The sequence below is a fragment of the Zhongshania sp. genome (assembly GCF_029212375.1).
Taxonomy (GTDB): Bacteria; Pseudomonadota; Gammaproteobacteria; order Pseudomonadales; family Spongiibacteraceae; genus Spongiibacter.
Window position 1 is genome coordinate 58,589 of the sequence record NZ_JARGNU010000004.1, and the last position, 25,849, is coordinate 84,437.

At 53.0% G+C, this 25,849-nt stretch carries 23 protein-coding genes; 7 read left to right on the top strand and 16 right to left on the bottom strand.

Annotated features, from left to right (window positions below):
* Positions 1-35: 35 nt before the first annotated feature.
* Both P1U47_RS05850 and P1U47_RS05855 read left to right on the top strand, forming a co-directional pair.
* Positions 36-458: an OsmC family protein gene (locus tag P1U47_RS05850; RefSeq protein WP_301027686.1), complete on the top strand. Its 423-nt coding sequence runs from the start codon at positions 36-38 to the stop codon at positions 456-458.
* Positions 459-460: 2 nt separating this feature from the next.
* Complete coding sequence (locus P1U47_RS05855) at positions 461-868, top strand: VOC family protein (protein WP_301027687.1); 408 nt, start codon at positions 461-463, stop codon at positions 866-868.
* 75 nt (positions 869-943) lie between these two features.
* Here the strand turns inward: P1U47_RS05855 and coq7 are convergent, their stop codons facing one another.
* The 12 genes from coq7 to P1U47_RS05915 form a co-directional block, all read right to left on the bottom strand.
* Positions 944-1,585, bottom strand: a complete 642-nt coding sequence (coq7, locus tag P1U47_RS05860; RefSeq protein WP_301027688.1) for a 2-polyprenyl-3-methyl-6-methoxy-1,4-benzoquinone monooxygenase — start codon at positions 1,583-1,585, stop codon at positions 944-946.
* A gap of 36 nt (positions 1,586-1,621) precedes the next feature.
* Positions 1,622-4,369, bottom strand: coding sequence for a response regulator (locus tag P1U47_RS05865; RefSeq protein WP_301027689.1), 2,748 nt, complete (start codon positions 4,367-4,369; stop codon positions 1,622-1,624).
* Between the two features lie 58 nt (positions 4,370-4,427).
* On the bottom strand, positions 4,428-5,705 hold the full coding sequence (gene purD / locus P1U47_RS05870; RefSeq protein WP_301027907.1) for a phosphoribosylamine--glycine ligase: 1,278 nt from the start codon (positions 5,703-5,705) through the stop codon (positions 4,428-4,430).
* 171 nt (positions 5,706-5,876) lie between these two features.
* Positions 5,877-7,457, bottom strand: coding sequence for a bifunctional phosphoribosylaminoimidazolecarboxamide formyltransferase/IMP cyclohydrolase (gene purH / locus P1U47_RS05875; protein ID WP_301027690.1), 1,581 nt, complete (start codon positions 7,455-7,457; stop codon positions 5,877-5,879).
* Positions 7,458-7,520: 63 nt separating this feature from the next.
* The gene (gene fis / locus P1U47_RS05880) at positions 7,521-7,826 is read right to left on the bottom strand and encodes a DNA-binding transcriptional regulator Fis (RefSeq protein ID WP_301027908.1); all 306 of its coding nucleotides are present in this window, start codon (positions 7,824-7,826) and stop codon (positions 7,521-7,523) included.
* A gap of 5 nt (positions 7,827-7,831) precedes the next feature.
* Positions 7,832-8,827, bottom strand: a complete 996-nt coding sequence (dusB, locus tag P1U47_RS05885) for a tRNA dihydrouridine synthase DusB (protein WP_301027691.1) — start codon at positions 8,825-8,827, stop codon at positions 7,832-7,834.
* 128 nt (positions 8,828-8,955) lie between these two features.
* Positions 8,956-9,783 (bottom strand): zinc-ribbon and DUF3426 domain-containing protein, encoded by an 828-nt coding sequence (locus P1U47_RS05890; RefSeq protein WP_301027692.1) that lies wholly within the window; start codon positions 9,781-9,783, stop codon positions 8,956-8,958.
* 12 nt (positions 9,784-9,795) lie between these two features.
* Positions 9,796-10,695, bottom strand: coding sequence for a 50S ribosomal protein L11 methyltransferase (gene prmA / locus P1U47_RS05895; RefSeq protein WP_301027693.1), 900 nt, complete (start codon positions 10,693-10,695; stop codon positions 9,796-9,798).
* A gap of 87 nt (positions 10,696-10,782) precedes the next feature.
* Entirely contained in the window at positions 10,783-12,123 is a 1,341-nt protein-coding gene (gene accC, locus P1U47_RS05900) for an acetyl-CoA carboxylase biotin carboxylase subunit (protein ID WP_301027694.1), read from the bottom strand.
* A 47-nt stretch (positions 12,124-12,170) separates the two neighbouring features.
* Positions 12,171-12,629, bottom strand: coding sequence for an acetyl-CoA carboxylase biotin carboxyl carrier protein (gene accB, locus P1U47_RS05905; RefSeq protein ID WP_301027695.1), 459 nt, complete (start codon positions 12,627-12,629; stop codon positions 12,171-12,173).
* A 43-nt stretch (positions 12,630-12,672) separates the two neighbouring features.
* Positions 12,673-13,113, bottom strand: a complete 441-nt coding sequence (gene aroQ, locus P1U47_RS05910; RefSeq protein WP_301027696.1) for a type II 3-dehydroquinate dehydratase — start codon at positions 13,111-13,113, stop codon at positions 12,673-12,675.
* A 185-nt stretch (positions 13,114-13,298) separates the two neighbouring features.
* On the bottom strand, positions 13,299-15,044 hold the full coding sequence (locus tag P1U47_RS05915) for a protein-disulfide reductase DsbD (RefSeq protein WP_301027697.1): 1,746 nt from the start codon (positions 15,042-15,044) through the stop codon (positions 13,299-13,301).
* Between the two features lie 143 nt (positions 15,045-15,187).
* Between P1U47_RS05915 and P1U47_RS05920 the strand changes: the two genes are divergently transcribed.
* The 3 genes from P1U47_RS05920 to P1U47_RS05930 are packed head-to-tail and all read left to right on the top strand — an operon-like array spanning position 15,188 to position 17,316.
* On the top strand, positions 15,188-15,691 hold the full coding sequence (locus P1U47_RS05920) for a copper chaperone PCu(A)C (protein WP_301027698.1): 504 nt from the start codon (positions 15,188-15,190) through the stop codon (positions 15,689-15,691).
* Entirely contained in the window at positions 15,691-16,725 is a 1,035-nt protein-coding gene (locus P1U47_RS05925) for a DUF2333 family protein (RefSeq protein ID WP_301027700.1), read from the top strand. Before P1U47_RS05920 ends, P1U47_RS05925 begins: the two co-directional genes overlap by 1 nt.
* A 3-nt stretch (positions 16,726-16,728) precedes the next feature.
* Positions 16,729-17,316, top strand: coding sequence for a YajG family lipoprotein (locus tag P1U47_RS05930; RefSeq protein ID WP_301027701.1), 588 nt, complete (start codon positions 16,729-16,731; stop codon positions 17,314-17,316).
* A 692-nt stretch (positions 17,317-18,008) separates the two neighbouring features.
* On the opposite strand, the gene trxC is transcribed toward P1U47_RS05930, so the two are convergent.
* Complete coding sequence (gene trxC, locus P1U47_RS05935; protein ID WP_301027703.1) at positions 18,009-18,464, bottom strand: thioredoxin TrxC; 456 nt, start codon at positions 18,462-18,464, stop codon at positions 18,009-18,011.
* Positions 18,465-18,592: 128 nt separating this feature from the next.
* Positions 18,593-19,591: an adenosine kinase gene (locus P1U47_RS05940; protein WP_301027704.1), complete on the bottom strand. Its 999-nt coding sequence runs from the start codon at positions 19,589-19,591 to the stop codon at positions 18,593-18,595.
* Positions 19,592-19,671: 80 nt separating this feature from the next.
* Between P1U47_RS05940 and mrcB the strand changes: the two genes are divergently transcribed.
* On the top strand, positions 19,672-21,960 hold the full coding sequence (gene mrcB / locus P1U47_RS05945; protein WP_301027705.1) for a penicillin-binding protein 1B: 2,289 nt from the start codon (positions 19,672-19,674) through the stop codon (positions 21,958-21,960).
* Positions 21,961-21,965: 5 nt separating this feature from the next.
* Here the strand turns inward: mrcB and P1U47_RS05950 are convergent, their stop codons facing one another.
* The gene (locus tag P1U47_RS05950) at positions 21,966-23,420 is read right to left on the bottom strand and encodes an ATP-binding cassette domain-containing protein (protein WP_301027706.1); all 1,455 of its coding nucleotides are present in this window, start codon (positions 23,418-23,420) and stop codon (positions 21,966-21,968) included.
* 132 nt (positions 23,421-23,552) lie between these two features.
* Positions 23,553-24,428 (bottom strand): TIGR00730 family Rossman fold protein, encoded by an 876-nt coding sequence (locus P1U47_RS05955; protein WP_301027707.1) that lies wholly within the window; start codon positions 24,426-24,428, stop codon positions 23,553-23,555.
* A 190-nt stretch (positions 24,429-24,618) separates the two neighbouring features.
* Between P1U47_RS05955 and nhaA the strand changes: the two genes are divergently transcribed.
* Positions 24,619-25,815, top strand: coding sequence for a Na+/H+ antiporter NhaA (gene nhaA / locus P1U47_RS05960; protein ID WP_301027708.1), 1,197 nt, complete (start codon positions 24,619-24,621; stop codon positions 25,813-25,815).
* Positions 25,816-25,849 lie beyond the last annotated feature (34 nt).

Below are 25,849 nucleotides of genomic sequence, written 5' to 3' on the forward strand. Positions count from 1 at the left end.
TTATGGCAAATTTATAGTGTTGTTAAGAGGATACAATGAAAGCAACAGTTAAGTGGGTTGATGGCGCAATGTTTCTGGCGGAGTCCGGCAGTGGCCACTCGGTTGTCATGGATGGCCCAGAAGATCACGGCGGTCGCAATATGGGCGTGCGCCCTATGGAAATGTTGCTATTGGGTATGGGCGGCTGCGCCTCCTTTGATGTGATGAGTATGCTTAAAAAGTCGCGCCAAGATGTAAGTGATTGTCGCTGTGAATTACAGGCCGAGCGCGCCGACGCCGTGCCAGCGGTGTTTACCAAGATTCACCTGCACTTTGTGGTGAGTGGCAAGGGGCTGAAAGAAGCGCATGTTAAACGCGCGGTTGAACTCTCGGCTGAAAAATACTGCTCTGCCTCCATTATGATGGAAGCGGCTGGCGTAGATGTGAGCCACAGCTACGAGATAGCGGGCGAGGAGTAGTCATGTTAAGCCGGCCGAAAGCCCATGCGGGTATGCGACATATTGCATTGTTTATTGCGAAATTCGATGAAACCCTGCACTTTTATACCGAGCTATTGGGCATGCGGATTGAGTGGCGGCCAGACCCAGATAATATCTATTTGTGCTCCGGCTGCGACAATCTCGCCCTGCATCGCTATCAGGGCGGGGAGCGACCTTTAGCTGGGCAGCGCTTAGATCATATTGGTTTTATTATCGACAGCCCCGACGATGTCGATGCTTGGCACGCGTTTCTGCTCGAGAATGGCGTGGCAATTAAAGCTGAGCCCCGCACTCATCGCGACGGCGCGCGCAGTTTTTACTGTTTGGATCCCGACGGTAATTTGGTGCAGATGATTTATCATCCGCCGATAAGCGGCAGGGGTGCTTGACCGGAGACGGGAGACGCAAAAAATATGGGTGTATTGTTAAGCGTTTACCGTCTCCCGTAACGCGTATCCTGGCTTTTAAACGTAATACGTACTGCCTGTCATTACCTTCGCCATTAAACTCATCGCTTTTTTCACAGGGCTTGGAAAAACCTGCCCGCCGGCGGCGATCGCCATGGTGGCGTGGGCGGCTTCATCTTCTAGCATTTGGGTGATAATGGCGCGGGATTTTACGTCGTCTTCGGGTAGGGTTTCTAAGTGTTCGCGCAGGTGCGCGCAGACTTGGTCTTCGGTGGCGGCAACAAAGCCAAGGCTGATGCGGTCGCTGATTGCGCCAGCGGTTGCGCCGATGGCGAATGAGGCGATGTAGAAAAGTGGGTTGAGGTGGCTGGTGTGGCTGCCGAGTTCTTGCAGGCGTTGTTCGCACCACGCGAGGTGGTCTATTTCTTCGTTTGCCGCCTGTTCCATGGCTATTTTGACTGCGGCGTTTTTGGCGCTTAGGGCTTGGCCTTGGTAGAGGGCTTGGGCGCAAACCTCGCCGGTGTGATTGATGCGCATTAGGCCGGCGGCGTGGCGGCGTTGCAAGTCTTCACTTTGCGACGCATTTAATGCGTGGCTGGGGTTGCTGCGCTTGGCAGTGGCGCTGCCTTTGGCCAGTGTTTTTAGGCTGCGATCGGCGCTCATTATGGCGCGGTCGAGCAGGGAATATTCGCGTGTCATGGTGGATCCTCCGTGGCCTATTATACGCCACATTGGCTATTTCGGTGGTGGCGCCGGCGGGTTTTCTATTTTGATTGTGCTTTTAGTTTGCTGGTATCCCGTCCAGCGTTTGATGGCTTCAGCCAATTCCCATAGGCGAATTGGCTTTACCAAATGTAAATCCATGCCTGCTCTAAAATAGCTGTCGCGCTGTTCATCTAGGCTGTTGGCGGTGAGGCCAAAAATGGGGGTGCGCTCGCGACCCTCTTCTTCTTCAAACTGACGAATTAGCCGGGTGGCTTCTGCGCCGTCCATTATGGGCATTTCAATGTCCATAATCACAAAGTCAACGCGGCGGCGCATAAAGGTATTTACTGCTTGCTGGCCGTTTTCAACATGGTGTACTTCAATGCCGAGGCTACTTAACATTCGGGTTAGCACCTGTGCATTGGTGGGGTTGTCCTCGGCAATTAGGCATTGCAGTGAAGTGAGGTTGAGCGCGTCGGTACTGTATTGGTCTGGGGAGCGATGGCTTATGCTGGCGTTAAAATGGCATTCACTTAAGAGTGCGCTGCGCAAGGCGACGCTACTCAGGGGCTTACTGAGTATCCGACGAATACCGGCGCTGTGCAATTCTTCCCGATCAAAGCTGATATTAGCGTGGGCCAGCATCAGCGTAATAGGCTGTAAGTTTTGCGCCTCACTTTCAGTTTGTATTCGCTTGGCCAATTTTAAACCGCCGCTGGCGAGGGCTTGGTCAATGAGCAAAATCTCAATGGGGGCCAGCAGTAAATTTTGATTGCGCACCAGCGCTACCGCAGCGTTGTCATTATTCGCGGTAAAGACCTGCATTCCCCAGTTGCTGCATTGCTTGCTTAGGACCTTGCAAAAAGTTTGGTTGTTGTCGACCACTAACAGGCGCTTACCTGCGAGTAGTTCGGTGGCCGCTAGGTGGTTGTGTTCATGGTTTTTGGGGGCGCCAAGCTGCAGTGAAAAGCTCAATATGTGGGCACCATTTGGTGAGGTGCGAACGCTTACTTGGCCGCGCATAAGGCTAATAAGCTGTGCAGCGATGGCAAACCGCGCATTAACAATGCTGCTGTCGTCGCTAATAGATCGATTTAATGCCTGCTTTTCTTGGGCGCTAAAGGGCTTGCCTTGGTGGCTAAGGTCAAAAAATAGCAAACCAGGTTTTGTTTCTGAGGGGTAGACTTTAAGCAAGATAAACCCCGTTTCGTAATGTTCAAAAGCGCTATTCATCACGTGTGACAGCAACTGCCGAATACGAGAGGGGTCGCCTATTAATTGCTCGCTAACCATGCTGTCGATATCACAGACCAGTTCAATGACCTGCTCAGCGGCAATGTTGCGGAAACCGGCGAGGGATTCGTCGATGATTTCTGGCAAATTGATTAATTGATTACTCAGCTCTACATCGCTTTCGCTGAACCGAGCGGCTTGACTGGCCTCGTCGAGCAGTTGGAGCAGTTCATGACTAGAGCGCTGCAAGGTGCTGATATAGTCCTCTTGGCTGGCCGTTAGGCGGGTGTCTTGTAGCAGTTCTGTTACGCCAAGCATCGCGCTGAGGGGGGTACGTATGTCGTGGGTTATACGGGCCAGTACATCGGTTTTAGCGCGATTGACTTCGCCGAGAATGGCAATGCGCTGCTCATCTTGCATTTGTTTGCGCAGGCGGTAGCGGTGGCGGGCAATGAGCAAACCGGTGTGGCTAATTCCCGCGGCAGTTGCCGTGGTCGCCATGATGGTATTAACCAAGTGGATATCGGTGATATTTAGGAAGTGGCTCAGCAGGCTAACGGCGTACACCAATATAATAGTGCTGCGAGTGATGAGGTAATAAAAAACCAAACGGCTGTAACTCTGCAAATAGCAGTTCAGCGCCATGGCGAATAATAAAATTGCATTGGTGGGCGCTATTATATAGATCAACATACTGGTGTTGCGGCCATTGCTAATAACGCCAATAGCGATGAATAGCGCATTTACAACGATCATGGCGTGGATGGCAGTTAGCCAGTATCTAGGGCGACTGGTCGGGTAAATAGGAAAGCATCGGGCGTAGATGAGCTCAAGGATTGCGATGCCCATTAACGCAAATATTACGCCAAATCCTTGCCAAGGCGGCAGAAATCCCTGTGCTTCGCCGATATATCCCCATGCTAATAATTGAATAAAAATAACAAGGCCGCTATACGCTGCTTGATTGGCAAACAGGGCCCCTTTGTGAAGCGCGGCGCTAATTAAATTAAAAATCAGGAGCAGACCTAGAGAGCCGTAGAGTACGGCGTTGATAAATTCGCGCGTGCTAACTTTGCCAAGAAAACTGGCGTAGCTGTGCAGTTCAATGTCGAGGCGCCGCGAGGAGGCGTACTCAACGGCAAGGTAATAGCTAGTGCTGCTGTGCGCATCCAGGTTAATTGCAAACAGGGTTTCAGCGCGGATAAGTTTAGCGTTGGCAAACTGAGGGATACCTTGGGTGCCATGATAAAATTGAACGAATTTTGGGTTGGCAGGCAAGACTTGCAGTAATTGTTGCTGGGTTTCGTCACTATTATTGCGCAGGGTAAATCGAAACCAATAGCGCTTGTTAGCAGAAAGCTGAAGGTCACCTATGTTGCTTGGCCGAAACTGGGTGTTTAGCGCTGGGCTAAGAATATCTTCAATGCGATAGGCTTTCTCGGCGTCATTGAGAATATCACTATATTGCGAGAGGTTATTGCTGTCTTGGCTTAAGTCCAGGTTGAGTACTGGAGCGGCCTGAGCGACAGCACCGAGGCACAGCATTACTACTGCGAGTAAAGCTTGCCTCAGCGACCGGCACATTAGGCTACACGACCGAAATTTACTTCCGGTCGATGGCGCGGTAGGCAATGTCGTTGCGATAGAAGGCATCTTGCCACTTTATCTGTTTCGCTGCTGCGTAGGCAAGCTGCTGGGCTTCGGCTACGGTGTTGGCCATGGCCGTGGCGCAAAGCACGCGGCCGCCATTGGTTACCAACTTACCATCGGCTAATCGGGTGCCAGCATGAAAGACCTTGCTGGAATCTGTCTCCGTAGGAATGCCGGTAATGGCTTCACCTTTGGCGTAGCTACCCGGATAGCCGCCGGCAGCCAAGACCACGCCAACGGCGGGGCGGGGATCCCAGTCGGCAGTAACGGTATTGAGTTTACCGGCAATGGCGGCAAGGCAAAGAGCTGACAAGTCTGATTTTAAACGCAGCATAATGGGCTGCGTTTCGGGGTCGCCAAAGCGGCAATTGTATTCAATGACCTTGGGTTCGCCCTGGGCATTAATCATTAAGCCGGCGTATAAAAATCCGGTGTAGCGATTGCCTTCGCTGGCCATACCGCGCACGGTGGGAATGATAACTTCTTTCATTACCCGCTCGTGGATTTCTGGGGTCACAACTGGCGCTGGCGAGTAAGCACCCATGCCGCCGGTGTTGGGGCCGGTGTCGCCGTCGCCAACCCGTTTGTGGTCTTGGCTGGTGGCCATAGCGAGAATGTTCTCACCGTCGACCATCACGATAAAGCTCGCTTCTTCGCCTTCTAAAAATTCTTCAATAACCACGCGGCAACCGGCGTCGCCAAAGGCGTTGCCCGACAGCATATCGCGCACGGCGTCTTCGGCTTGCGCTAAGGTTTCGGCAACGATTACACCTTTGCCCGCGGCGAGACCGTCTGCTTTAACTACAATCGGTGCGCCTTGTTCGCGCAGGTAGGCTAGTGCGGGTTCCAATTCGGTGAAGTTCTGGTAGCTGCCGGTGGGGATTTGGTGGCGAGCGAGAAAATCTTTAGTGAAGGCCTTAGAGCCTTCGAGCTGTGCGGCGCCTTTGGTGGGGCCAAAGCAAGGCAAGTTGCGGGCTTGGAAAAAATCGACAACGCCCTCGACCAGCGGCGCCTCTGGGCCAACGATGGTGAGGCCGACCTGATTGTTTTCGGCAAAGTCTGCCAATGCTGCAAAGTCGTCAATGGCAATTGCCACGTTTTCGATATTGCTATCTAGGGCGGTACCCGCATTGCCGGGCGCGACAAAAACAGTTTCGACTTGTGCTGATTGGGCAACCTTCCACGCCAGCGCGTGTTCGCGGCCGCCGTTGCCAATGATGAGTACATTCATATGCTTGGGTGAACGCTTGATGGGAGATGGGAGACGCAAAACTCGGTCTATCATCGCTATCGGCGTTCAAGCTCCTTTATCTGTATTTAGTTTCAAGGCTGGGTTAGGAGGCCGAGGTCTTTTGCATCCCCGCCTCCCGTCCAGCATCTTCCGTTCGAGTATCTATCGCGATCAGTGGCGGAAGTGGCGCATACCGGTAAACGCCATCGCAATACCGTACTCGTCGGCTGCGGCGATCACTTCTTCGTCGCGAATCGAACCGCCGGGCTGAATGACGCATTTAATACCGGCAGCGCCGGCGTTATCCAAACCGTCGCGGAAGGGGAAGAAGGCGTCGGAGGCCATGACGGCACCAGCCACTTGTAAACCGGCGTGTTCGGCCTTAATCGCCGCGATGCGGGCGGAGTTGATGCGGCTCATTTGGCCGGCGCCAACGCCAATGGTCTGGCGGTTTTTGGCGTAGACAATGGCATTGGATTTAACGAATTTAGCAACCTTCCATGCAAAGATCATATCGTCGATCTCGCTTGGCTCAGGCTGGCGTTTGGTCACAATTTTAAGGTCGGTAGCGGTAATCATGCCGAGATCGCGGTCTTGAACCAACAGGCCGCCATTAACGCGTTTGTAGTCGAAGGCGGGGCTGCTTTTGTCCCACTGGCCACAGCTGAGCAGGCGCAGGTTTTTCTTTTCGGCAATGATGGCCGCGGCTTCTTCGCTAACGGTCGGCGCAATTATCACCTCAACAAACTGGCGGTCGCAAATCGCCTTGGCGGTAGCGGCGTCGAGCTCGCGGTTAAAGGCGATAATGCCGCCAAAGGCCGACTCGGGATCGGTGGCAAAAGCCAGATCATAAGCTTCGCCGATGCCGTTTAGGGAAACCGCAACACCACAGGGGTTGGCGTGTTTTACAATAACGCAGGCTGGCTTCACAAAGGACTTAACGCATTCCAGTGCCGCATCGGTGTCGGCAATATTGTTATACGACAGCGCCTTGCCCTGCAGCTGAGTGGCGGTGGCAACTGAGGCTTCGCTGGGGTGGCGCTCAACGTAAAAGGCTGAATCCTGGTGGGGATTTTCGCCGTAGCGCATGTCTTGAGCTTTAATAAATTGGCTATTAAAGGTGCGCGGGAATTTCTCGGTGCCACCGGGCACGAGGCGACCAAAGTAATTGGCGATCATACCGTCGTAAGCGGCGGTGTGCTCGTAGGCTTTAATGGCTAAGTCAAAGCGGGTGGCGAGATTGGTGCAGCCAGCATTGGCTTGCAGCTCATCCAATACCACTTGGTAGTCAGTAGCGTTAACAACGATTGCTACATCGCGGTGATTTTTAGCGGCGGCGCGCACCATGGTGGGCCCGCCTATATCTATATTCTCTACAGCGTCTTCAAGGGTGCAGCCCGGTTTGGCCACGGTGGCTTCAAAGGGGTAGAGATTGACAATAACCATGTCGATAGCGTCTATGCCGTGCTCGGCCATAATGCCGTCATCAATGCCGCGGCGACCAAGGATGCCACCGTGAACTTTGGGGTGCAGAGTTTTAACGCGGCCGTCCATCATTTCGGGAAAGCCGGTGTAATCAGATACTTCGGTAACGGCTATATCATTCTGCTTAAGCAGGGCAAAGGTTCCGCCAGTAGACAGTAATTCAACACCCAGTTTGTTAAGTTCGCGAGCGAAGTCAACAATGCCGGATTTATCAGAAACGCTGATGAGCGCGCGTTTTACGGGACGGGCCTGATTGTCAGTAGTCATGCAGAGAGAGTTACCTTAAGGTTGAAAATGGTTAATGCGTTTGTCTGGTGTTGATCGCACTGCTTACAGTAGATCGTATTGCTTGAGCTTTTTGCGCAGGGTGCCGCGGTTCAAACCCAGCATTTGCGAGGCTCGAGTCTGATTGTTGCGGGTGTAGCGCATCACTTCTTCTAAAAGTGGCGCTTCAACTTCTGACAAAACCATATTGTATACATCGCAAACGTCCTGGCCATCGAGATTGGTCAGGTAGTTATTGAGGGCGATGGCTACGCTGTCGCGCAAAGTCTTTGCCTTGCTAATATCGTCGGCCGAAGGGCTGGGGCTAAGCTCGGGGCTGACCTCGGCGATCACTGCGGTATCGGTGCTCATTAAATTCATGCGGCTGTGTCCTGTAGGTATTGGCCGTGCTGTTCAAAATAGCGATGTACAGCATCTAGTTGTGCACTGGCAGATTCGAGGCGGTTGAATTCGCTGCGAAAGCCAGTGTTGGCATCGTGCTCCTGCAAATACCATGCGCAATGTTTGCGCGCGATACGCAGGCCGTTCTGTTCTCCGTAAAAAAGGTGTAACGCGCTGAGATGGCTCAGCATTACTGCTTGTACTTCCGCTGCGGTGGCGGCCGGTGGCAAAACCCCAGTGCTGAGGTAGCTGGTTATTTCTCGAAATAGCCACGGCTTGCCTTGGGCGCCGCGGCCAATCATAACCCCGTCGGCGCCGGTGTAGTCCAATACATATTTGGCCTGTTCGGCGCTGGTGATATCACCATTGGCGAATAAGGGAATACTGATTGCCTGTTTTATGGCGGCAATCGTATCGTACTCAGCCATCCCCAAATACCGGCACTGTCGCGTGCGGCCGTGCACTGCCAGTGAGTGGATGCCGCAGTCTTGGGCTAGCTTGGCAATGTCTACGCCGTTGCGCTGATCGGTGGACCAGCCGGTGCGAATTTTCAAGCTGACCGGTATATCGACTGCGCCGACCACGGCTTTGAGTATTTGCTCAACCAGTTCAGGCTCTTTTAGCAGGGCCGAACCGGCTGCGCGCTTGCAAACTTTTTTCGCTGGGCAGCCCATGTTTATGTCAATAATATCGGCGCCCATCTGCATGCAGCGTCTGGCTGCATCGGCCATCATCGCTGGCTCGGCACCGGCAATTTGCACCGCGCGGGGTGTATTGTCGTCGTGGGCCAAACGCAGATGGCTTTTGCGGGTATGCCACAGCTGTGCGTCGCTAATTACCATTTCTGACACAGTTAAACCGGCGCCAAACTCTCGGCATAAACGTCGAAAAGGCAGGTCGGTGATGCCTGCCATCGGCGCCAATACGGCGCGAGCAGGAAGCTTGTGAGAACCAATCTGGATCATCGCCATGCCCTGAAAAAGGGAGTTTAACAGTGGGAAAACAGGGCAGCTATGATACTCGGTAACGGACTTCACCGGAAGACTTGCGCTCAGAAAATAACCAGCTCTGAGTGTGAAAGAAGTGCAAAAATGAGGCTTTACGGCAGCAGCTGTAACTGATAGTTAACGGCCTGCGGGCCGGGGTCTACAATTTCTAGGGCGACGTGCACGGGTTGCTGGCTGGGCAGTTCAGACAGGGCATTGAGTTCGCCGGCAAGGTATTCGCTAGGTCGAAATGCACGGCTGGCGAGGGTTTGACCGCCGATGTCGCTGAAGCGTAGCTGCAGCGTTGGGAAGTGGCTCGCAACGGGGTCGCGGTTTAATAAAATGGTGTCAACAATGAGGGCGTTGGCGCTACTGGGGTGTTTGCGCACCAGTAAGTGAGTGCTGACCACATTGCCAAGTAAGCGCGTGGTGGGCGTTTTAGTTTCACACAAGAGTGGGTGCAGCGGGCACAGCGTTCGTAAATATTCGCCGGCGGGACTGGCAAACAGTAAAGGCTTTTGCCATAGGGCTATCTGCCCAGCGAGGGCGAGAAAGGCGATGATATTGGCGGCTAGCCAAGGCCAGCTGCGGGGCCTGCGGCGAATTTGATGGTGTTCAAAATCGTGATTGAACGTGCTGAGGCCATCGAGGAGGTCTAATGGCGAGGTATCTTGTTCATCATCGGGTTCAGCGGCCGCTTCTGGGCTTGTTGCGCTTATCTCAAGCTCTGTTTCTACTTGTTCGGTATTTACTTCGGCGGTATTGCTAATGCTCTCGCTAGGTTCTGCTGCTGGCGGTGCGGCATTGAAAATGCTCATGCATACACTGCAGCGCACCAGCCCAGCGGCTAATTCGCGTTGCTGAGCGGTGACCCGAAAACGCGTTTGGCACTGGGGGCATTGCACGCTTTCGGCGAGGATTGCTGTTAACTCAGTCGGCATTGGCGGCGCTTATCAGTTTTGTGAGTTTTCAGATTTCTTACTGCCATTAACGCGGACCCATTCGTCTTTGGCCGTTATCTCCAGCTCATTAAACCACTGTCGGTAGCAGCTCAGCAATTCTTCGGCTTGGCTGTTGAGAATACCCGACAGGCAAATTGGCGCGTCGGCGCTGAGCGCCGCGGCTAAATTGGGTGCCAGCGAGATTAGCGGGCCGGCGAGGATGTTGGCAACCATCACGTCGCCGTGCAAATTGCTTGGTATTTGCTCGGGGAGCAGGCAGTCGATACGGTCGTCGTCGATATTGTTGCGCTGGGCATTGTCGCGGGTGGCAAGCAGTGCCTGGGGGTCGTTGTCGATGGCAATGACTTTTTTGGCGCCGAGTAATAATGCGGCAATGCCTAGAATACCCGAGCCGCAGCCGTAATCGATAACGGTTAAGCCGTTGAGGTTTTGCTGATCCAGCCACTGCATGCACAACCACGTGGTGGGGTGGGTGCCGGTGCCAAAGGCGAGGCCAGGGTCGAGCAGTAGGTTCACCGCGCTGGGGTCAACTGGCTCGCGCCAGCTTGGGCAAATCCACAGGCGCTCGCCACATTGAATGGGGTGGTAGCTGTCCATCCACTCGCGAACCCAGTCGCGGTCTTCCAGAATTTCACTGCGGTGGGGTGGTAGTGCCGCGCCAAATTGGGCTTCAAGGGCGCCGAGGATGGCGTCCATGTCGGTGTCGGCAGTGAACAGCCCCGTGACCCGAGTCTGTTGCCACATTGGGGTTTCACCCACGCCGGGTTCGTAAACGGGTTGATCTGCATTGTCTTCCATGGTCACTGCGGCGGCGCCTATTTCCAGTAGGGCATCCTCTAGCGCGGGTGCAGAGGCTGGGTTGGTGTCTAGGCGCAGTTGTAACCATGTCATAGGGCTAACTCTTTTTGAAATTTAATAAGTTTGGCAGAATGTAAAAAAGGGGCCGAAGCCCCTTTTGAGTGTGCAGCTTAAACTATTTTACAGTTTAAGCTTCTTTTCTAGGTAGTGAATACTTACGCCACCTTCGCGGAAAGCTGCATCTCGAACCAGGTCCCGATGTAAGTCGGTATTGGTGCGAATGCCGTCTACCACCAGCTCATCCAATGCATTGCGCATCCGAGCAAGGGCGATTTCGCGATTGTCTCCCCAAGTGATGATTTTGGCGATCATCGAGTCGTAATGGGGGGGAACGGTATAGCCGCTGTACAAATGCGAGTCGACCCGCACCCCTAAGCCGCCTGGCGCATGGTAGTGCTTGATTAGGCCTGGGCAGGGCATAAAGGTCTTGGGGTCTTCGGCGTTAATTCGGCACTCAAAGGCGTGACCTTTAATTTTGATGTCGTCCTGGGTAATGGACAACTTCTCGCCGCCGGCAATTAAGAGCTGCTGTCTGATGAGGTCAACACCGGTTACCATTTCGCTAACGGGGTGTTCAACCTGAATACGGGTGTTCATTTCAATAAAGAAGAACTGACCGTTTTCGTACAGAAACTCAAAGGTGCCGGCGCCACGGTAATTAATGGCTATACAGGCGTCGACACAAGACTTGGCGACTTGGGCGCGAATCTCGTCGGGAATGCCCGGCGCAGGTGCTTCTTCTAACACTTTCTGATGGCGGCGCTGCAGTGAGCAGTCGCGGTCGCCAAGGTGAATTGCATTACCTTGACCGTCGGCCAGAACCTGAATCTCGACGTGGCGCGGGTTCTCGAGGAATTTTTCGATATAGACTGTGCCATCGCCAAAGGCGGCGCTCGCCTCAGACTGGGTAACATACACGGCGTTGAGCAGGGCCGCTTCGCTGTGCACCACGCGCATACCGCGGCCACCGCCACCAGCAGCAGCTTTAATAATCACTGGGTAGCCAATGCGTTTGGCTACTTTTAGGGTGTGTTCATTATCATCGGTGATTGGGCCATCTGAACCGGGCACGGTGGGTACGCCGGCCTTTTTCATGGCTTTAATAGCCGAAACCTTGTCGCCCATCATGCGAATAAGGTCTGGCGTGGGGCCAATAAACACAAAACCGCTTTTTTCGACTTGTTCTGCGAAGTCGGCGTTCTCGGCGAGGAAACCGTAGCCAGGGTGAATGGCGACGGCATCGGTGACTTCGGCGGCGCTGATAATCGCTGGAATATTCAGGTAGCTGGCCGGTGACGGCGCGGGGCCAATGCACACTGACTCATCCGCTAGGCGGACGTGCATCAGATCGCGGTCTGCTGACGAGTGTACTGCTACCGTTTTAATACCCAATTCTTTGCAAGCGCGCAAAATCCGCAGGGCAATTTCACCACGGTTGGCAATGACGACTTTTTTAAGCATTTGGAATCAATCCCTCTTTTGGTGCTTTGATCGTGGTTTTGCCGATGTTACACAATGGTGATCAAGGGTTGATCAAATTCCACGGGTTCTGCGTCATCAACCAGAATGGCTTCGATTACGCCAGATTTGTCCGCTTCAATTTGGTTCATCATTTTCATGGCTTCGACGATACAGATAACATCGCCGGCTTTAACGTGCTGACCCACTTCAACAAAGGCCGGTGAAGATGGTGATGGTGAGCGGTAGAAGGTGCCAACCATGGGCGACTTGATTAAGTGACCGCTTGGGCCTTGCGCTTCAACTGGAGCCGCTGCAGCAGCGACGGGCGCAGCAGCGGGCTGCGGTGCATATTGCATGGGCTGCTGCATATACTGAGGTGCCATCATACCTTTGGCGGCGCTGTTGCGGCTGATGCGCACCGACTCTTCGCCCTCTTTAATCTCTAACTCGTCGATATTCGATTCTTCGAGTAACTCAATTAGCTTTTTTACTTTTCTAATATCCATTAGTGACTCTCTTTAATGTGAGTGAATTGATTAATTAATGTTGTTATTTGCTTAAGTGGCTTATTGCTGCTTGAAGGGCGTATTCATAGCCCGCGGCGCCCAAGCCGCAGATTACGCCCTGAGCTATATCCGAAAAATAAGAGTGGTGACGAAAACTGTCCCGCGCGTGCACATTGGATAAATGCACTTCAATAAAAGGGATGTCGACGGCCAACAGCGCATCGCGCAGAGCAATGCTGGTATGGGTAAACGCCGCGGGATTAAAAATAATAAAGTTGATGCCTTCTGGGCGAGCTAAGTGAATGCGTTCAATTAACTCGTATTCGGCATTGCTTTGCATCGATTGTAAATGATGCCCCGCCGCCTTGGCAGATAGCTGTAACGTAGTGTCGATATCGGCAAGTGTGGCGCTGCCGTAAACGCCCGGTTCGCGGCTGCCGAGTAGGTTGAGATTGGGGCCGTGAAGTACGAGTATCGATGCCATAGGTCACTGCTGTGCTGCTTAATTCAGATTATAGGCAGATTGTGCCTTATTTGTATTTATGAGTCCAACGCATCCCGTGAATTTTTTAAGATAGCGTGCAGTTAGCCGCAAGTTTGCAGAAGATAACCGGAATTTTGTAACCCCCAGTGTTTTCGGTGCTAACACTTGGCGGGCCTAAAACTGGGTTAAATTGACTCGTCGAGCAAGCTTAGCAGCAAGCTCTTGGTTAATACCTGCGGCAATACGACAGGCCTCGCAGTGAGGTCGGCTGGGAAGTAGACGTAGAGTGGAATGCCATTGCGCTGATAATCTGCGAGTAGCTGGGTGATGGCGGGATCGTAGCGAGTCCAGTCGGCTGTGACATAGTGAACATTGTGCAGAATGAACGCGGCGCGAATGGTGTCGGTATGTAATACCAATGCCTCGTTGGCTGCGCAGGTAATACACCAGTCGGCGGTAACGTCCAAAAACACATTTTGGCCATTCTCGCGCAGGCGCTGAATTTGGCTGACGTCAAAACCGCTCGCCGCGCTGGCAGTTTCGATTGGTTTATTGAGGCCGCTGAGCATCAGGCTGAGTGCGCCAATATAAGCTGTAGTCGCCAGTACTTTAGCAAGCCGCCCCAACGGGTAGAGCCACAGACCAAAGCCAATCAAGAGCCAAGCAGACAAAATAAGCGCCATGCCATTGGCGCCGGTTTGACGGCCGACCACCCAGCTCAGCCAAACTGCGGTAGCGAGCAGAGGAAAGGCGAGTAGCTGGCGCAGTGTCACCATCCATTGCCCTGGTTTGGGTAGGCGGCGCAGCCCTGCGGGGAACAAGGTAAGCAGCATAACTGGCAGGGCCATGCCAATACCGATAAAGGCAAACACCAGCAGTGAAATGGCGGGTGTTTGACTGGCGGCAAAGCCCACTGCGGTGCCCATAAAGGGCGCTGTACAGGGACTGGCGACCACGGTGGCCAATACCCCAGTGAAGAAACTGCCGCTGTAACCGGACTGGCGGCTAAGATCGCCGCCGATGTTCATCCAGCTGCCGCCAATTTCAAATAAGCCGAGTAAGTTCAGTGACAATACAAAGAATAGGGTGGCAAGTAGCGCTACAAACCACGGTGTTTGCAACTGAAAGCCCCAGCCAATGGCCTGCCCAGCTTGTTGCAGCGCGATTAATACACCGGCCACGGCAACAAAGCTCAAAACCACACCGGCGCTGTACGCCACACCATGACTAGCGGGACTGCCGCTGCGGGCATTGGCAAAGCTCAGCACCTTAAGACCCAATACCGGAAAAACACAGGGCATTAAATTAAGGATGGCGCCGCCCAAGGCGGCAAAAACTAGGATTAGCCAAAGCGACTGATCATTAGTGCCGGTGGTCGCGGTGGTGGGAATAACGGCGGCTGCGGCCGGACTAGGGGGCGCAGAATCTTGAATCGTTTGGCTGCTTGGCTCAATACGGTAGTGCTGGGTTTGTGGGGGATAACACAGCCCCGCATCGGCGCAGCCCTGCGAGGTAATGCTAAGTGTAAAGGGCTGGGTGGGTATATCGCTGATTATTATCGACGTATTGTGGTAATAGACTTCGGTTTCGCCAAAATAGGGGTCTTGCTTCACTTTGCCGTCTTCAAAGCGGGTGGTAATGCCAAGGGTTTTACCGTCGGCACTGGCACTGAGCTGGAAGCGCTCGCGATAGAGATAGTAGCCGTTGGCTATTTTCCAGCCGAGTAATAAGTCGTCGTCATTCCACAGCAGTTCCGCTTGATAGGCCTGTTCCACCGGCAAAAAGCTGGGATTGCTATCACCAAAGCTTTGCGGGGCGGTGTTGAAAAAATCCTGACTATGGGCATTGGCGCCAAAGACCAGAAAAATAAGCGATAATAAAAGCGGTTTCATAAATACAATCACTGCGGTGGTGGCGTTATGATACGTCATAATTAGGTGTTTCGATGCCTAATGATAAATTGCTAGCGAGTTTACCAGTATTAAATTGCGCTGTGGCCTTGAATGTAATAGTACAGACTAGGGTGTTCGAATAATTGTGTCGCCGAAGCAATAGGTGGCACCTTGGAGGATGTGTGAGTTGTAAACGGATGAGTGTTAGTTTGTTGGCTGCGCTGCTATTCAGTGCGGTGCTACAGGCTCAGCCCAATCAGATTACGGTAGAAAATGCCTATGTGCGCGGTTTACCGCCGAGTCAGCGCAATACGGCGGCGTTTTTCAGCGTGCAAAATCATCGCGATCAAGACATTCAGATTGTTGCCGGTGTCAGCGACGCCGCCGAGGATTTAGAAATACATGGGCATCAGCACCGCAATGGCATGATGTCGATGCAGCGTGAAGACAGCATCACCGTGCCTGCTGGGGGCGAATTTGTCTTTGCGCCAGGGGCTTACCACTTAATGCTGATCAATTTGACGCGGCCGCTGGCAGATGGCGACCGAGTGCAGTTTACGCTTAAAACTGACGGCGGTGAGATTATCGCCATCGATGCCCCAGTGGTTAGCGTGCTTAAATCTGCGCCCAGCAAAAGTACCTCTAGCTCCAATATGAGCTCTACCGAACACACAGGAATGCACTGATGATTGACAAAGTAAACGACTTAGCCGCTAGGGCCAAAGAGAGCGCGCAGGACTGGCTTGGCAATGGATTTGTACTCAAGGTTGCTGCTGTGGTCGTGCCGGTCTATCTGTTGGTGGTGATCGTTTTTGGTGTGTATTGGAGCTTTACGCCCGATATGCCCAATACCCAGTATTTACAAAAAGACGCAAAAGTGGCTGTTATTGGCACAGCAACGACCTCGGCCTTAATCGATGTAACTGAAACCTTGCTCGACAAGCCCGGTGGTTTTATTAGCAACGATATTAGCCCGCCGGGCCTTTTTATGGACGATATGCCCGCCTGGGAATACGGTGTGCTCATTCAGGTTAGGGATCTTAGCCGCGCTATGCGCGAAAACTTTAGCCGCTCGCAGTCGCAATCCCAAGAAGATGGCGATTTATCTCGGGCTGAGCCGCGGTTTAACTTCTCTAATAATAGCTGGGCGGTGCCGGCCTCAGAATCAGAATACCGTCAGGGCATTAAATTCCTTAAGGCCTATCGCAGCCGTCTTGCCGATGTCGATCAGCCTCAGGCCCAATTTTACGCCCGCGCCGACAACTTGCGTTACTGGTTGGCGGGAGTGGAATCGCGCTTGGGGAGTTTGTCGCAGCGTCTCAGTGCCAGTGTTGGCCGGCCGCGCTTGAACACCGATCTGGCCAACGACGCCAATGCGCGGCAGTCTACGGCGGCCTCAACAGAGTTACAGATAAAAACCCCATGGCTGGAAATCGACAATGTGTTTTACGAATCTCGCGGCACGGCTTGGGCGCTGATTTGCTTCCTTAAAGCGGTTGAAGTGGATTTTGCCGACGTCTTGGCCAATAAAAATGCCAGCGTGAGCCTGCGGCAAATAATTCGTGAGCTAGAGGGAACCCAGCAGGCAATGTTCAGCCCAATGGTCTTAAATGGCAGTGGTTTTGGCCTTTTAGCCAACCACTCATTGGTGATGGCGTCTTATATTAGCCGCGCCAATGGTGCTATAACCGATTTACGTGACTTGTTATCTCAAGGATAAATGATGGCTTACTCTACTTTACTTAAAACCTGCGTACTTGCCGCCAGCGTATGGCTTACCGCTTGCGCCTCTAGCCCGCAAGCCATTAAATTGGCGCCGCAGTTCGCGGCGCCCACCAGCCACAATGGCAATAACAGCCCCGTGCATGTCAGGGTTAGCGATCAGCGCCAGAACAAAGTTTTGGGCAGTCGCGGTGGCACCTACCGCGACACCTCGGTGGTGACCATAGGCAACGATTTGTCCCTCGCGGTAGAAAAGCCGCTGGCAGCTCACATGGCCGCAATGGGCTACGACACCGATAGCCTCAGCGCCAACACCGCCGACCTGCACGTAATTTTCGAGTCGCTGGTGTATAACCACCCCAAAGAAGATGGCGTTGGTTACGATATGGACATGCTCGCCACTGTTAATGTAGAAGTCCGTCGCGGCAATGAGCACTATGAAGGTCGCTACCGAGTGAAGCGCAAACAGAAATTTTTCAATGCACCCAGCGAATCGCACAATGCCGAACTGGTTAACGGCCTTGTGGTAGAGGTGCTTAACAGCATGTTTGACGACCCGAAACTGGTAGGCTTTTTGCGTAAAAACTAGCGCTAATCGGCTAGCTTACGAAAGGCGGTTGCGTTAAACGCACCGCCTTTTTTTGTGTCTGAAATACTACGGGAGGATGCGTCCGTCGCGGGATAAATTACAATATTGCATAGATGTCGACCATGAAATGCCTGCAAAGATTACGGACGATAGCTAGATTCCGCATCCTGCATTTTCACGCGACCGATCTCGATTAGCTTATGGCCTTTTGTAATATTGGACTCACCCTCGGTAATGCGGCTATTTCCACGCTTAATTAAGTCTCGCCCTTTAACGATATTTTCCTCTCCTTCCTCCCAGGAAACCGTATATTTTTTAAGTTAGTAAACGCGATCAGCTGCGGTATCAACATCTGCGGTGCTTTGTGCGATTTGAGCAAGCGCTTGAAAGGCTTGGCGATTGCAGAGGTTGCTAAAATTAAAAAGATTATTTTTTTCATCGGTGAATTCCAGTTATGTCGTGAAGCTTAATGGACGGCAGGTAGCTGTGCGTACAATAGTGAGTAAAAAATAAGAGGTTCTTGAACGCTTGCTTCAGGCGGATAAGCCTTTCACCGCCTATGATGGCAAAAGAATGTTTATCATAAAGGTGGGGTCGCAGGACTTATGTACGTATCAATCAATACAGGGGCACGATAAGCCCGCTGATATCAGATAGAACAGTACGGTTGTTGCTTGGAATGTCCCGCTAAATTAATTGTGTAGACCGCCGAGTTGCTGTTCTAGCCACTGCTTAAACTGCCCTTTTGGCAAGGCGCCAGACAGTCGCGTAATTTCTTGGCCGCGATGAAACAGAATCAAGGTTGGGATGGAGCGAATTTGAAATTGCGCAGCGGTATTTTGATTGGCTTCGGTGTCTAACTTTATAAAACTGGCGCGGCTGGGCATCTCGCTGGCAAGTTCACTGTAGACCGGCGCAAATGAGCGGCAGGGGCCGCACCAGGGTGCCCAAAAATCGACCAGCACGGGCAGGCCGCTTTGTTGAATATAGCGGTTGAAGTTAGCGTCGCTGGCATTGATTACCTTGCCATCGAGCAATAGGTGTTTGCACTTGCCGCATACCGGCGCATCGGTGATGCGTGATTCGGGTACGCGGTTGATGGCGGCGCAGCTTGGGCAGATCAGTTGTAGTGAGGGTGTATTGCTCATGGCTAGTCCTAAATACAGGTGGTCATACCGATGATATGTGGCCTGCGCCTAGCAATTTCAAGTGCTACAAGATGAGGGCGCGGCTTTCTCGGCGTCGAGGGGCGCGAGAAAGCCACGCTAAAAATAGCTTAGCCGTTTAGCTCGCTAAGCAATGCCTGATGCCGCGGCCCGAGCAGGCGTGGGCCATATTGCGATACGACTTCGGCAGCGGCGCGGCTGGCTAGTGCGCCGGCTTGTGGGTAGCTGTAGCCGTGGGTAATACCGTAGAGAAAGGCGCCGGCAAACATATCACCTGCGCCATTAGTGTCTACGGCTTTAACTGGGTGGCCAGCAATGTTGTGCAGCTGCTTGCCGTCAAACACCAGTGCGCCCTTGGCGCCGAGGGTAATTGCGAACGTTTTGGCAACTTGCTGCAGTGCGGCAACGGCTTCGTCAATCGATTCGGTGTTGGCCCAACCCAGCGCTTCGGCTTCGTTGCAGAAGATGAGGTCTACGCCGTTGCCCAGCATGTCGTTCAAGCCGTCGCGGAAGAAACTCACCATACCAGGGTCTGAAAAGCTGAGTGCGGTCTTAACACCGCTGCGCTCGGCAAGTTCGCGGCCAGCGATGGCGGCGGCGCGGCCAGAGTCGGAGGTAACTAGGTAACCTTCGGCATAAAAGTATGTGGAGTTGGCCAGTGCCTCGGCATCAATTTCGGCCACCGATAGGGTTTCGCTGATACCCAAATGGGTATTCATGCTGCGTTCGGCGTCGGGGCTGATGAGTACTACGCATTTGCCGGTAATGCCGGTGGCTTTGTCGCCGTCAAAGTTAGCATCGACGCCAGCGGCTTTAATGTCGTTCATAAAGAAGTGGCCGTGTTCGTCGTTAGCCACTTTGCAAGAATAGTAATTGTTGGCGCCAAAATAGCCGGCAGCCACAATACTATTGCAGGCGGAGCCGCCACTGGCGAGTTTGGCGTGAACCATATGGCCGCTGAGCTTGTCCAAGATTTCCTGCTGACGGGCGGCATCGACGAGGGTCATTAGGCCTTTTTCCACGCCAAGGGATTTTAGTTCGGCGTCGCTAATTTCGATTTCGGTATCGACTAACGCGGCGCCAATTCCATAAAGGTGGTATTTTTTCATCTGAATTGCCAGTCACTTGCGGTAAAGTGCCGCTATTATCCGGTTTGAATTCTGATTTGCAATGTATCTGGTCGTATTGAATGGTTAAGAAAGCGTCTAAGGGAAGTGGCTCTTCCGCAAAATTTTCGTGGTTGGGTTTATTCGTCAAGCTCAGTTTGGCGTTTGCAGTACTCATGGTATTTTTTTTCGCCTACTGCGATGCCAAAGTGCGGGGCACTTTTGATCGCCAGCGCTACGAGCAACCGGCTAAGGTTTATGCGCGGCCTTTGGTGTTGGCAACGGGCGCGATTCTTACCGCATACGAACTTGAGTCGGAATTGGGCGAACTGGGTTACAGCAACCGCCGCTTGGTAGATCAGCCTGGCAGTTACTTTCGTCAAGGCGATCATTTTAGCGTTTATCTTCGGCCTTTTTCCTTTGCCGATGGCGAGCAGCCAGCGCGTAAGATTGAAGTAGACATGAATGGCACGACAGTGGGCGTGGTGCGCAATCAAATGGGCGATCGCATCGCCGAAGAGCAGCTCGACCCTATGGTGATTGGTGGCGTGTATCCAGGTCGCCACGAAGACCGCCTAATGTTAAGCCTCGCCGAAGCGCCGCAAATGCTGATTGAGACCTTGGTGCAGGTGGAGGACCAGCATTTTTACAGCCATTTTGGAATTTCGCCGCGCAGTATTGTGCGCGCGATGTTTGCCAATATTAAGGCGGGCCGAACAGTGCAGGGCGGCAGCACGCTCACCCAGCAGCTGGTTAAAAACACCATTCTTAGCAACGAGCGCAGCTTATGGCGCAAGGCGAAAGAAGCGGTGATGTCGATTTTAACCGAGATGCATTACAGCAAAGACCGCATTCTTGAGGCCTATATCAATGAGGTTTACCTTGGTCAGGAAGGTAATCGCGCCATTCACGGTTTTGGTTTGGCGGCGCGGCATTACTATAACCGGCCCTTGGGTGAGCTGAATTTAGCGCAAATTTCTATGTTGGTGGGGCTGGTTAAAGGGCCGTCGTATTACGACCCTTGGCGTCACCCCGAGCGCGCTAAAACCCGCCGCAATATTGTGCTCGGCGAGTTGGAGGAAGAAGGCTGGCTGACCACCCAGCAATTGGCGGCTTGGCAAAAAGAACCCTTGGAGTTAGCCAAAACCTCGGCGCTGGCTGGGGTGTATCCCGCCTATGTCGATCTTGTGCGTCGCCAGCTCAGCCGTGATTATCAGAGCAAGGAGCTGCAAACCAGCGGCCTGCGGATTTTTACACCCTTTGATCCGGTCTTACAGCGCCGCGCCGAAAAAGCCACCGTAAAGTCTTTGCAGCGGTTGGAAGCGCGACAAAAAGACCTTGAAGTGGCCATGGTGGTCACCAAAGTAAATAGCGGAGACGTGGTTGCGGTTATTGGTGGTAAGCGGCCTAAATACGCGGGTTTTAACCGCGCACTAGATGCGCTGCGGCCAATTGGCTCGCTGGCCAAGCCTGCTGTTTACTTGGCCGCATTAAATCAACCGAATCAATATAATTTGATGACCAAAGTGTCGGATGGGCCGGTGTCGATTAGCAATGCTAATGGCAGTCAGTGGAAACCCTCGAATTACGATCGCAAATCCCATGGCGATGTGTCGCTGCATACCGCCTTGGCGCACTCTTATAATTTGGCCACCGCGAGATTGGGTATGCAAGTTGGCTTGGACAAGGTCATGGCCATGTTTCAGCGCCTTGGCGTACAGCGGCCTTTATTGGAAGTGCCGTCGATGTTGCTGGGTTCCGCCGAATTGGCGCCGATAGAAGTGGCGGCAATGTATCAGACCTTGGCTGCCGACGGTCGCTACACACCGCTGCGTACCATCTACGCGATTACGGATAACGACGGAAAACTGTTGGCGCGGTATCCGCAAAAACCTAGGCAAGTGATTAATCCTGCGGCGGTTCATTTGCTGCAATACGCTATGTTAGAGACCGTTCGCGAAGGCACCGGTAAGGGTGTGTATCAGCTGTTGCCTAAGGACTATCGCGTGGCGGGTAAAACCGGTACCAGTAATGACACTCGCGATTCATGGTTTGCTGGGTTTGCTGGAGATTATATGGCGGTGGTGTGGATGGGCTTAGACAACAACACCTCTACCGGTTTAACGGGTGCCAGCGGGGCCTTAACCGTGTGGCGGCAATTTATGGCCGAGGCCAGCACCGAGCAAATGCCGTTTTCGCCGGTTGCTGGAATAGAGTACCAATGGGTGGACGGGATTAGTGGCAAGCTCAGCCAGTCGTGGTGCGACAACGCCCGCTATATGCCTTTTATGAGCGGCAGCGCGCCCCACGATCAGGGCGGTTGTGCACCAGAGCCGGAGAAGAGCCGAGGTTGGTTCCGAGTCTTCGACTAGGCCACCTAGGATTCGCGGATGTGGGCGGTGTAGCCGCCCTGCGCCGCGGGGACTAATTCCATAAATTGATTAATGCACTCGGGCAGTTCTTCGCTGCGGTGGCTAACAAACAAAATACGGGTTTGGCCGTGAGCGGCAATTTGGTCTACTGCGCCGAGTAGGCGGGATTTTTGATCGTTATCCAGGCCGATGCAGGGCTCATCTAAAATTAAGATGCGGGGCGACTTAACCATGGCCCGAGCCAGTAAGACCATGCGCTGTTCACCAAATGAGAGGCGGTCGAAACGCTGCTCTTTAAGCGGCAGCAGTTCAAGCGCGTCTAACCATGCCACCAGCATCTGGCGCTGAGATTCGCTGTAGTTAGCGTACAAACCCACCGAATCAAACAAGCCAGACGCGACGACGTCGATCACCTTGGTGCGTTTTAAATTATTCATTTGCATGCTGGTATTGAGCAGGCCAAATTGCGATTTAACCTCCCAAATACTTTCGCCGCTGCCGCGCCGCTTGCCAAATAGGTACACTTCTTGGCCGTAGGCCTTATCGTTCTCGCCGCAGAGCAGGCCGAGCAAGGTCGATTTGCCAGCGCCGTTGGGGCCGCTAATACAGCAATGTTGGTTGGGCATTAAGGTCCAGTTGATGTCGCTGAGCACCTGATTGCCACGGAAATTCACATTGATATTGCGCAGCTCTAATAGTGCGCTGTCGGCGGGGTGTGCTGGTGCCTCGGCAATTGGCAGTGGTTTGGCGTAGTGATGCAGGGCTTTGCTGGCTTGCTTGGCGGCGGCCGCACTGCATTCGCCTACCATTTTGCCGTGCGCCATCTGATATACGGTGTCGATGCAGTCGGGAATGTCGTTGGCATCTTTAGTCAGCAGAATCAGCGGTGTTGGCGAGGTGAGTAACTCGTCGAGCATGGCGCGCATTTCGGCTTGCGCCTTAACATCCAAGCCTTCAAATGGATTGTCTAAAATCAGTGCGGCGGGTTTGGCTAAGAGGGCGCGGGCGAGCAGGGTTTTGCGACTTTCACCGGTGGAGATAAAGCGGATGCCCTGATCCAATATGTGGTTAATGCCTAGCCTGCTGCACAGGCTGTCAAATTCTGCGCTGGCGGGCTTACCCTGCAAAATAATGGCGCGCACGGGGGTGCCAACGTCAAAGGCGTCGTCGCGGGTCTCGCTGTCGTCAAAGCGGCGGTCGTGCTCCATCAGTTCGCGGTGTAAATCGAAGGAGATGTGGGCGATATCGTCGGGGCCAATATTGGGCGCGTAATGGATATCGCCGGCATTAGGCCGCAACTGGTCGGTAATTAATTTGGCGAGGGTGGTTTTACCTGCGCCGTTACCGCCCAAAATGGCGAGATGCTGCCCAGCGGGCCATTGCCAGCTAAAGTTGTCGAGAATGGGGTCTAGCTGATAGGCAAAGCGAATGGCGTCAAAGCGAATAATGGGGGCGGACATGGGCAACCGTCTTAACAAAAAATAATCGGCCACTATAGCATATTTGCCCTGAGTTTCTCGGCGCTCTTTGGTTTTGCTGGCGGGGGGGCGCTGCGGGAAATACAGGCCCCACAGCGAATTAGCGGGCGCTCCTTAGCAGCGAATACACTGGCCAGGGCTGAGCTGATAAAAATCAACTATGTGTTGCCATGCCTGCTCTGCAGTATCGACAATGTTAATCATATTAACGTCGTCGGGGCTAATAACGCCCTCGTCGCGGAGAAATTCCAGATTAATCGCCTGCCGCCAAAATTCGTGGCCAATCAGAATTACCGGTACCCGCTTAGACTTACCAGTTTGAATTAAGGTTAAGGCCTCGAATAATTCATCGAAGGTGCCAAAGCCGCCGGGGCACACTACCACGGCTTTGGCGCGCAGCATAAAGTGCATTTTACGAATGCCAAAGTAATGAAAGCGAAAACAAAACTCAGGGCTGATATACGGATTGGGTTCTTGCTCGTGGGGCAGCACAATATTCAGACCAATCGATTTGCCGCCAGCGTCACAGGCGCCGCGATTGGCCGCTTCCATAATGCCTGGCCCGCCGCCGGTGACCACATACAGTTGTTCGTTGGGGTCGCAGTTGGTGGAGTGCGCGGTAATGAGCTCGCCTAGCCGACGGGCTTGTTCGTAGTGATGGCTATTGCGTTGGTCGCGTTTGGCTGCTCTTACCTTGGCGGGGTCGCCGCTGCTTTGGGCAATGACCAAGGCCGCGTCGGCGTCCTCGGGCGAGGGAAAGCGGGCGCTGCCGAAAATAACAATGGTGGATTCAACGCCATGTTCTTTTAAGGTCATTTCGGGTTTTTGCAATTCTAGGTGAAAGCGCAGGCCGCGCAGTTCCTCGCGCAGCAAAAAATCTTGATCGGAATAGGCCAGCCGATAGGCGGCGGGTTGGTCTTGTTGGTTACTGGGTAATTCATCCCGAGCAGAGGGAAAGTTGGCACCGTGTAATTTTGACTTATCGGTCATTTATTATTTCCTGATCGTTTGTGCTTTTGAAGTGGTCTTGTCTTAAGCATAGCGCTGAAATGCTACAAATGCACCGCACCGAAACTGGTGAGAAAACATTGTGTTGTTGGCCCCAGTCGGTATGATCTTGAGTTAGCCTTGGCGCGTATAGCTGCGGTTGGCAATTCCTTCTAAACAATTATAGGTATGTATGTCGCAATCAGATTCGTCGTATTTGCAGCATTTTTTTAAACAAGAGTCCGCCGGCGGGATTTTACTGGTTCTGGCCAGTGCCTTGGCCATTGTGTTGGCCAATAGCCCGCTGCTCAGTGTTTATAATCTTTTAATTGATACCCCTGTAGTGGTGCAAATTGGCGCGCTTAAACTCGCTAAACCATTGCTGATGTGGGTGAACGACGGCCTAATGGCAGTGTTTTTCCTGATGGTGGGACTTGAGCTCAAGCGCGAGTTTATGGAAGGAGAGCTTGCCGAGTTAAATAAAATTATTTTGCCCGGCCTTGGCGCCATAGGCGGAATGGTGGTGCCGGCATTTATTTATTTGGCTTTGAATCGCGGTGATGCGATTGCCACGCAGGGCTGGGCAATACCCACCGCTACCGATATTGCGTTTGCCCTAGGGGTGTTAAGTTTATTGGGGCCGCGGGTGCCCATCGCCTTAAAGGTGTTTTTAACCTCGCTGGCGATTTTTGACGATATTGGCGCCATTCTTATTATTGCGTTTTTTTACACCAGTAAGATTTCACTGCTCGCCCTCGTTGTGGCGGGGACGTGTGTTCTGATTTTGGCAATTATGAATCGCCGCAACGTATCCGAAAAAAGCCCTTATCTGCTGATCGGCCTTGTTATGTGGGTGGCGCTAGTGAAATCTGGGGTACACGCCACCTTGGCGGGGGTGGTGCTGGCCATGTTTATTCCCATGCGGTCGCCAGTTCAGGGCAACGAATCCCCAGCAAAATCTTTAGAACACGATCTTCACGCCGCGGTTGCTTTTGTTATTCTGCCGGTGTTTGCATTTTGCAACTCGGGTATTAGTTTTAGCGGTGTTGGCGTAGATCATTTACTGCACGGCGTACCGCTGGGTATCGCGCTTGGTCTGTTTGTTGGTAAGCAGATTGGTGTATTTGGTTTCTGCTGGTTGGGCGTAAAGTTAAAGCTCACAACCTTGCCAGATGAGATCTCGTGGCTGTCGCTGTATGGCACGGCCTTGCTCTGCGGTATTGGTTTTACCATGAGCCTGTTCGTGGGCTCGCTGGCCTTTGAGGAGTCTGGTGTTAATCAGCTATTCGATGAGCGTTTGGGCATTATTATTGGTTCCTTATTGTCGGGTTTATTGGGTTTTGTGGTGTTGAATAAGAGCTTAAAGAAAACCCCGAAGCGTCCACTTTAACCAAAGGCGGTGAACTAGCCGCAACATTACGCTC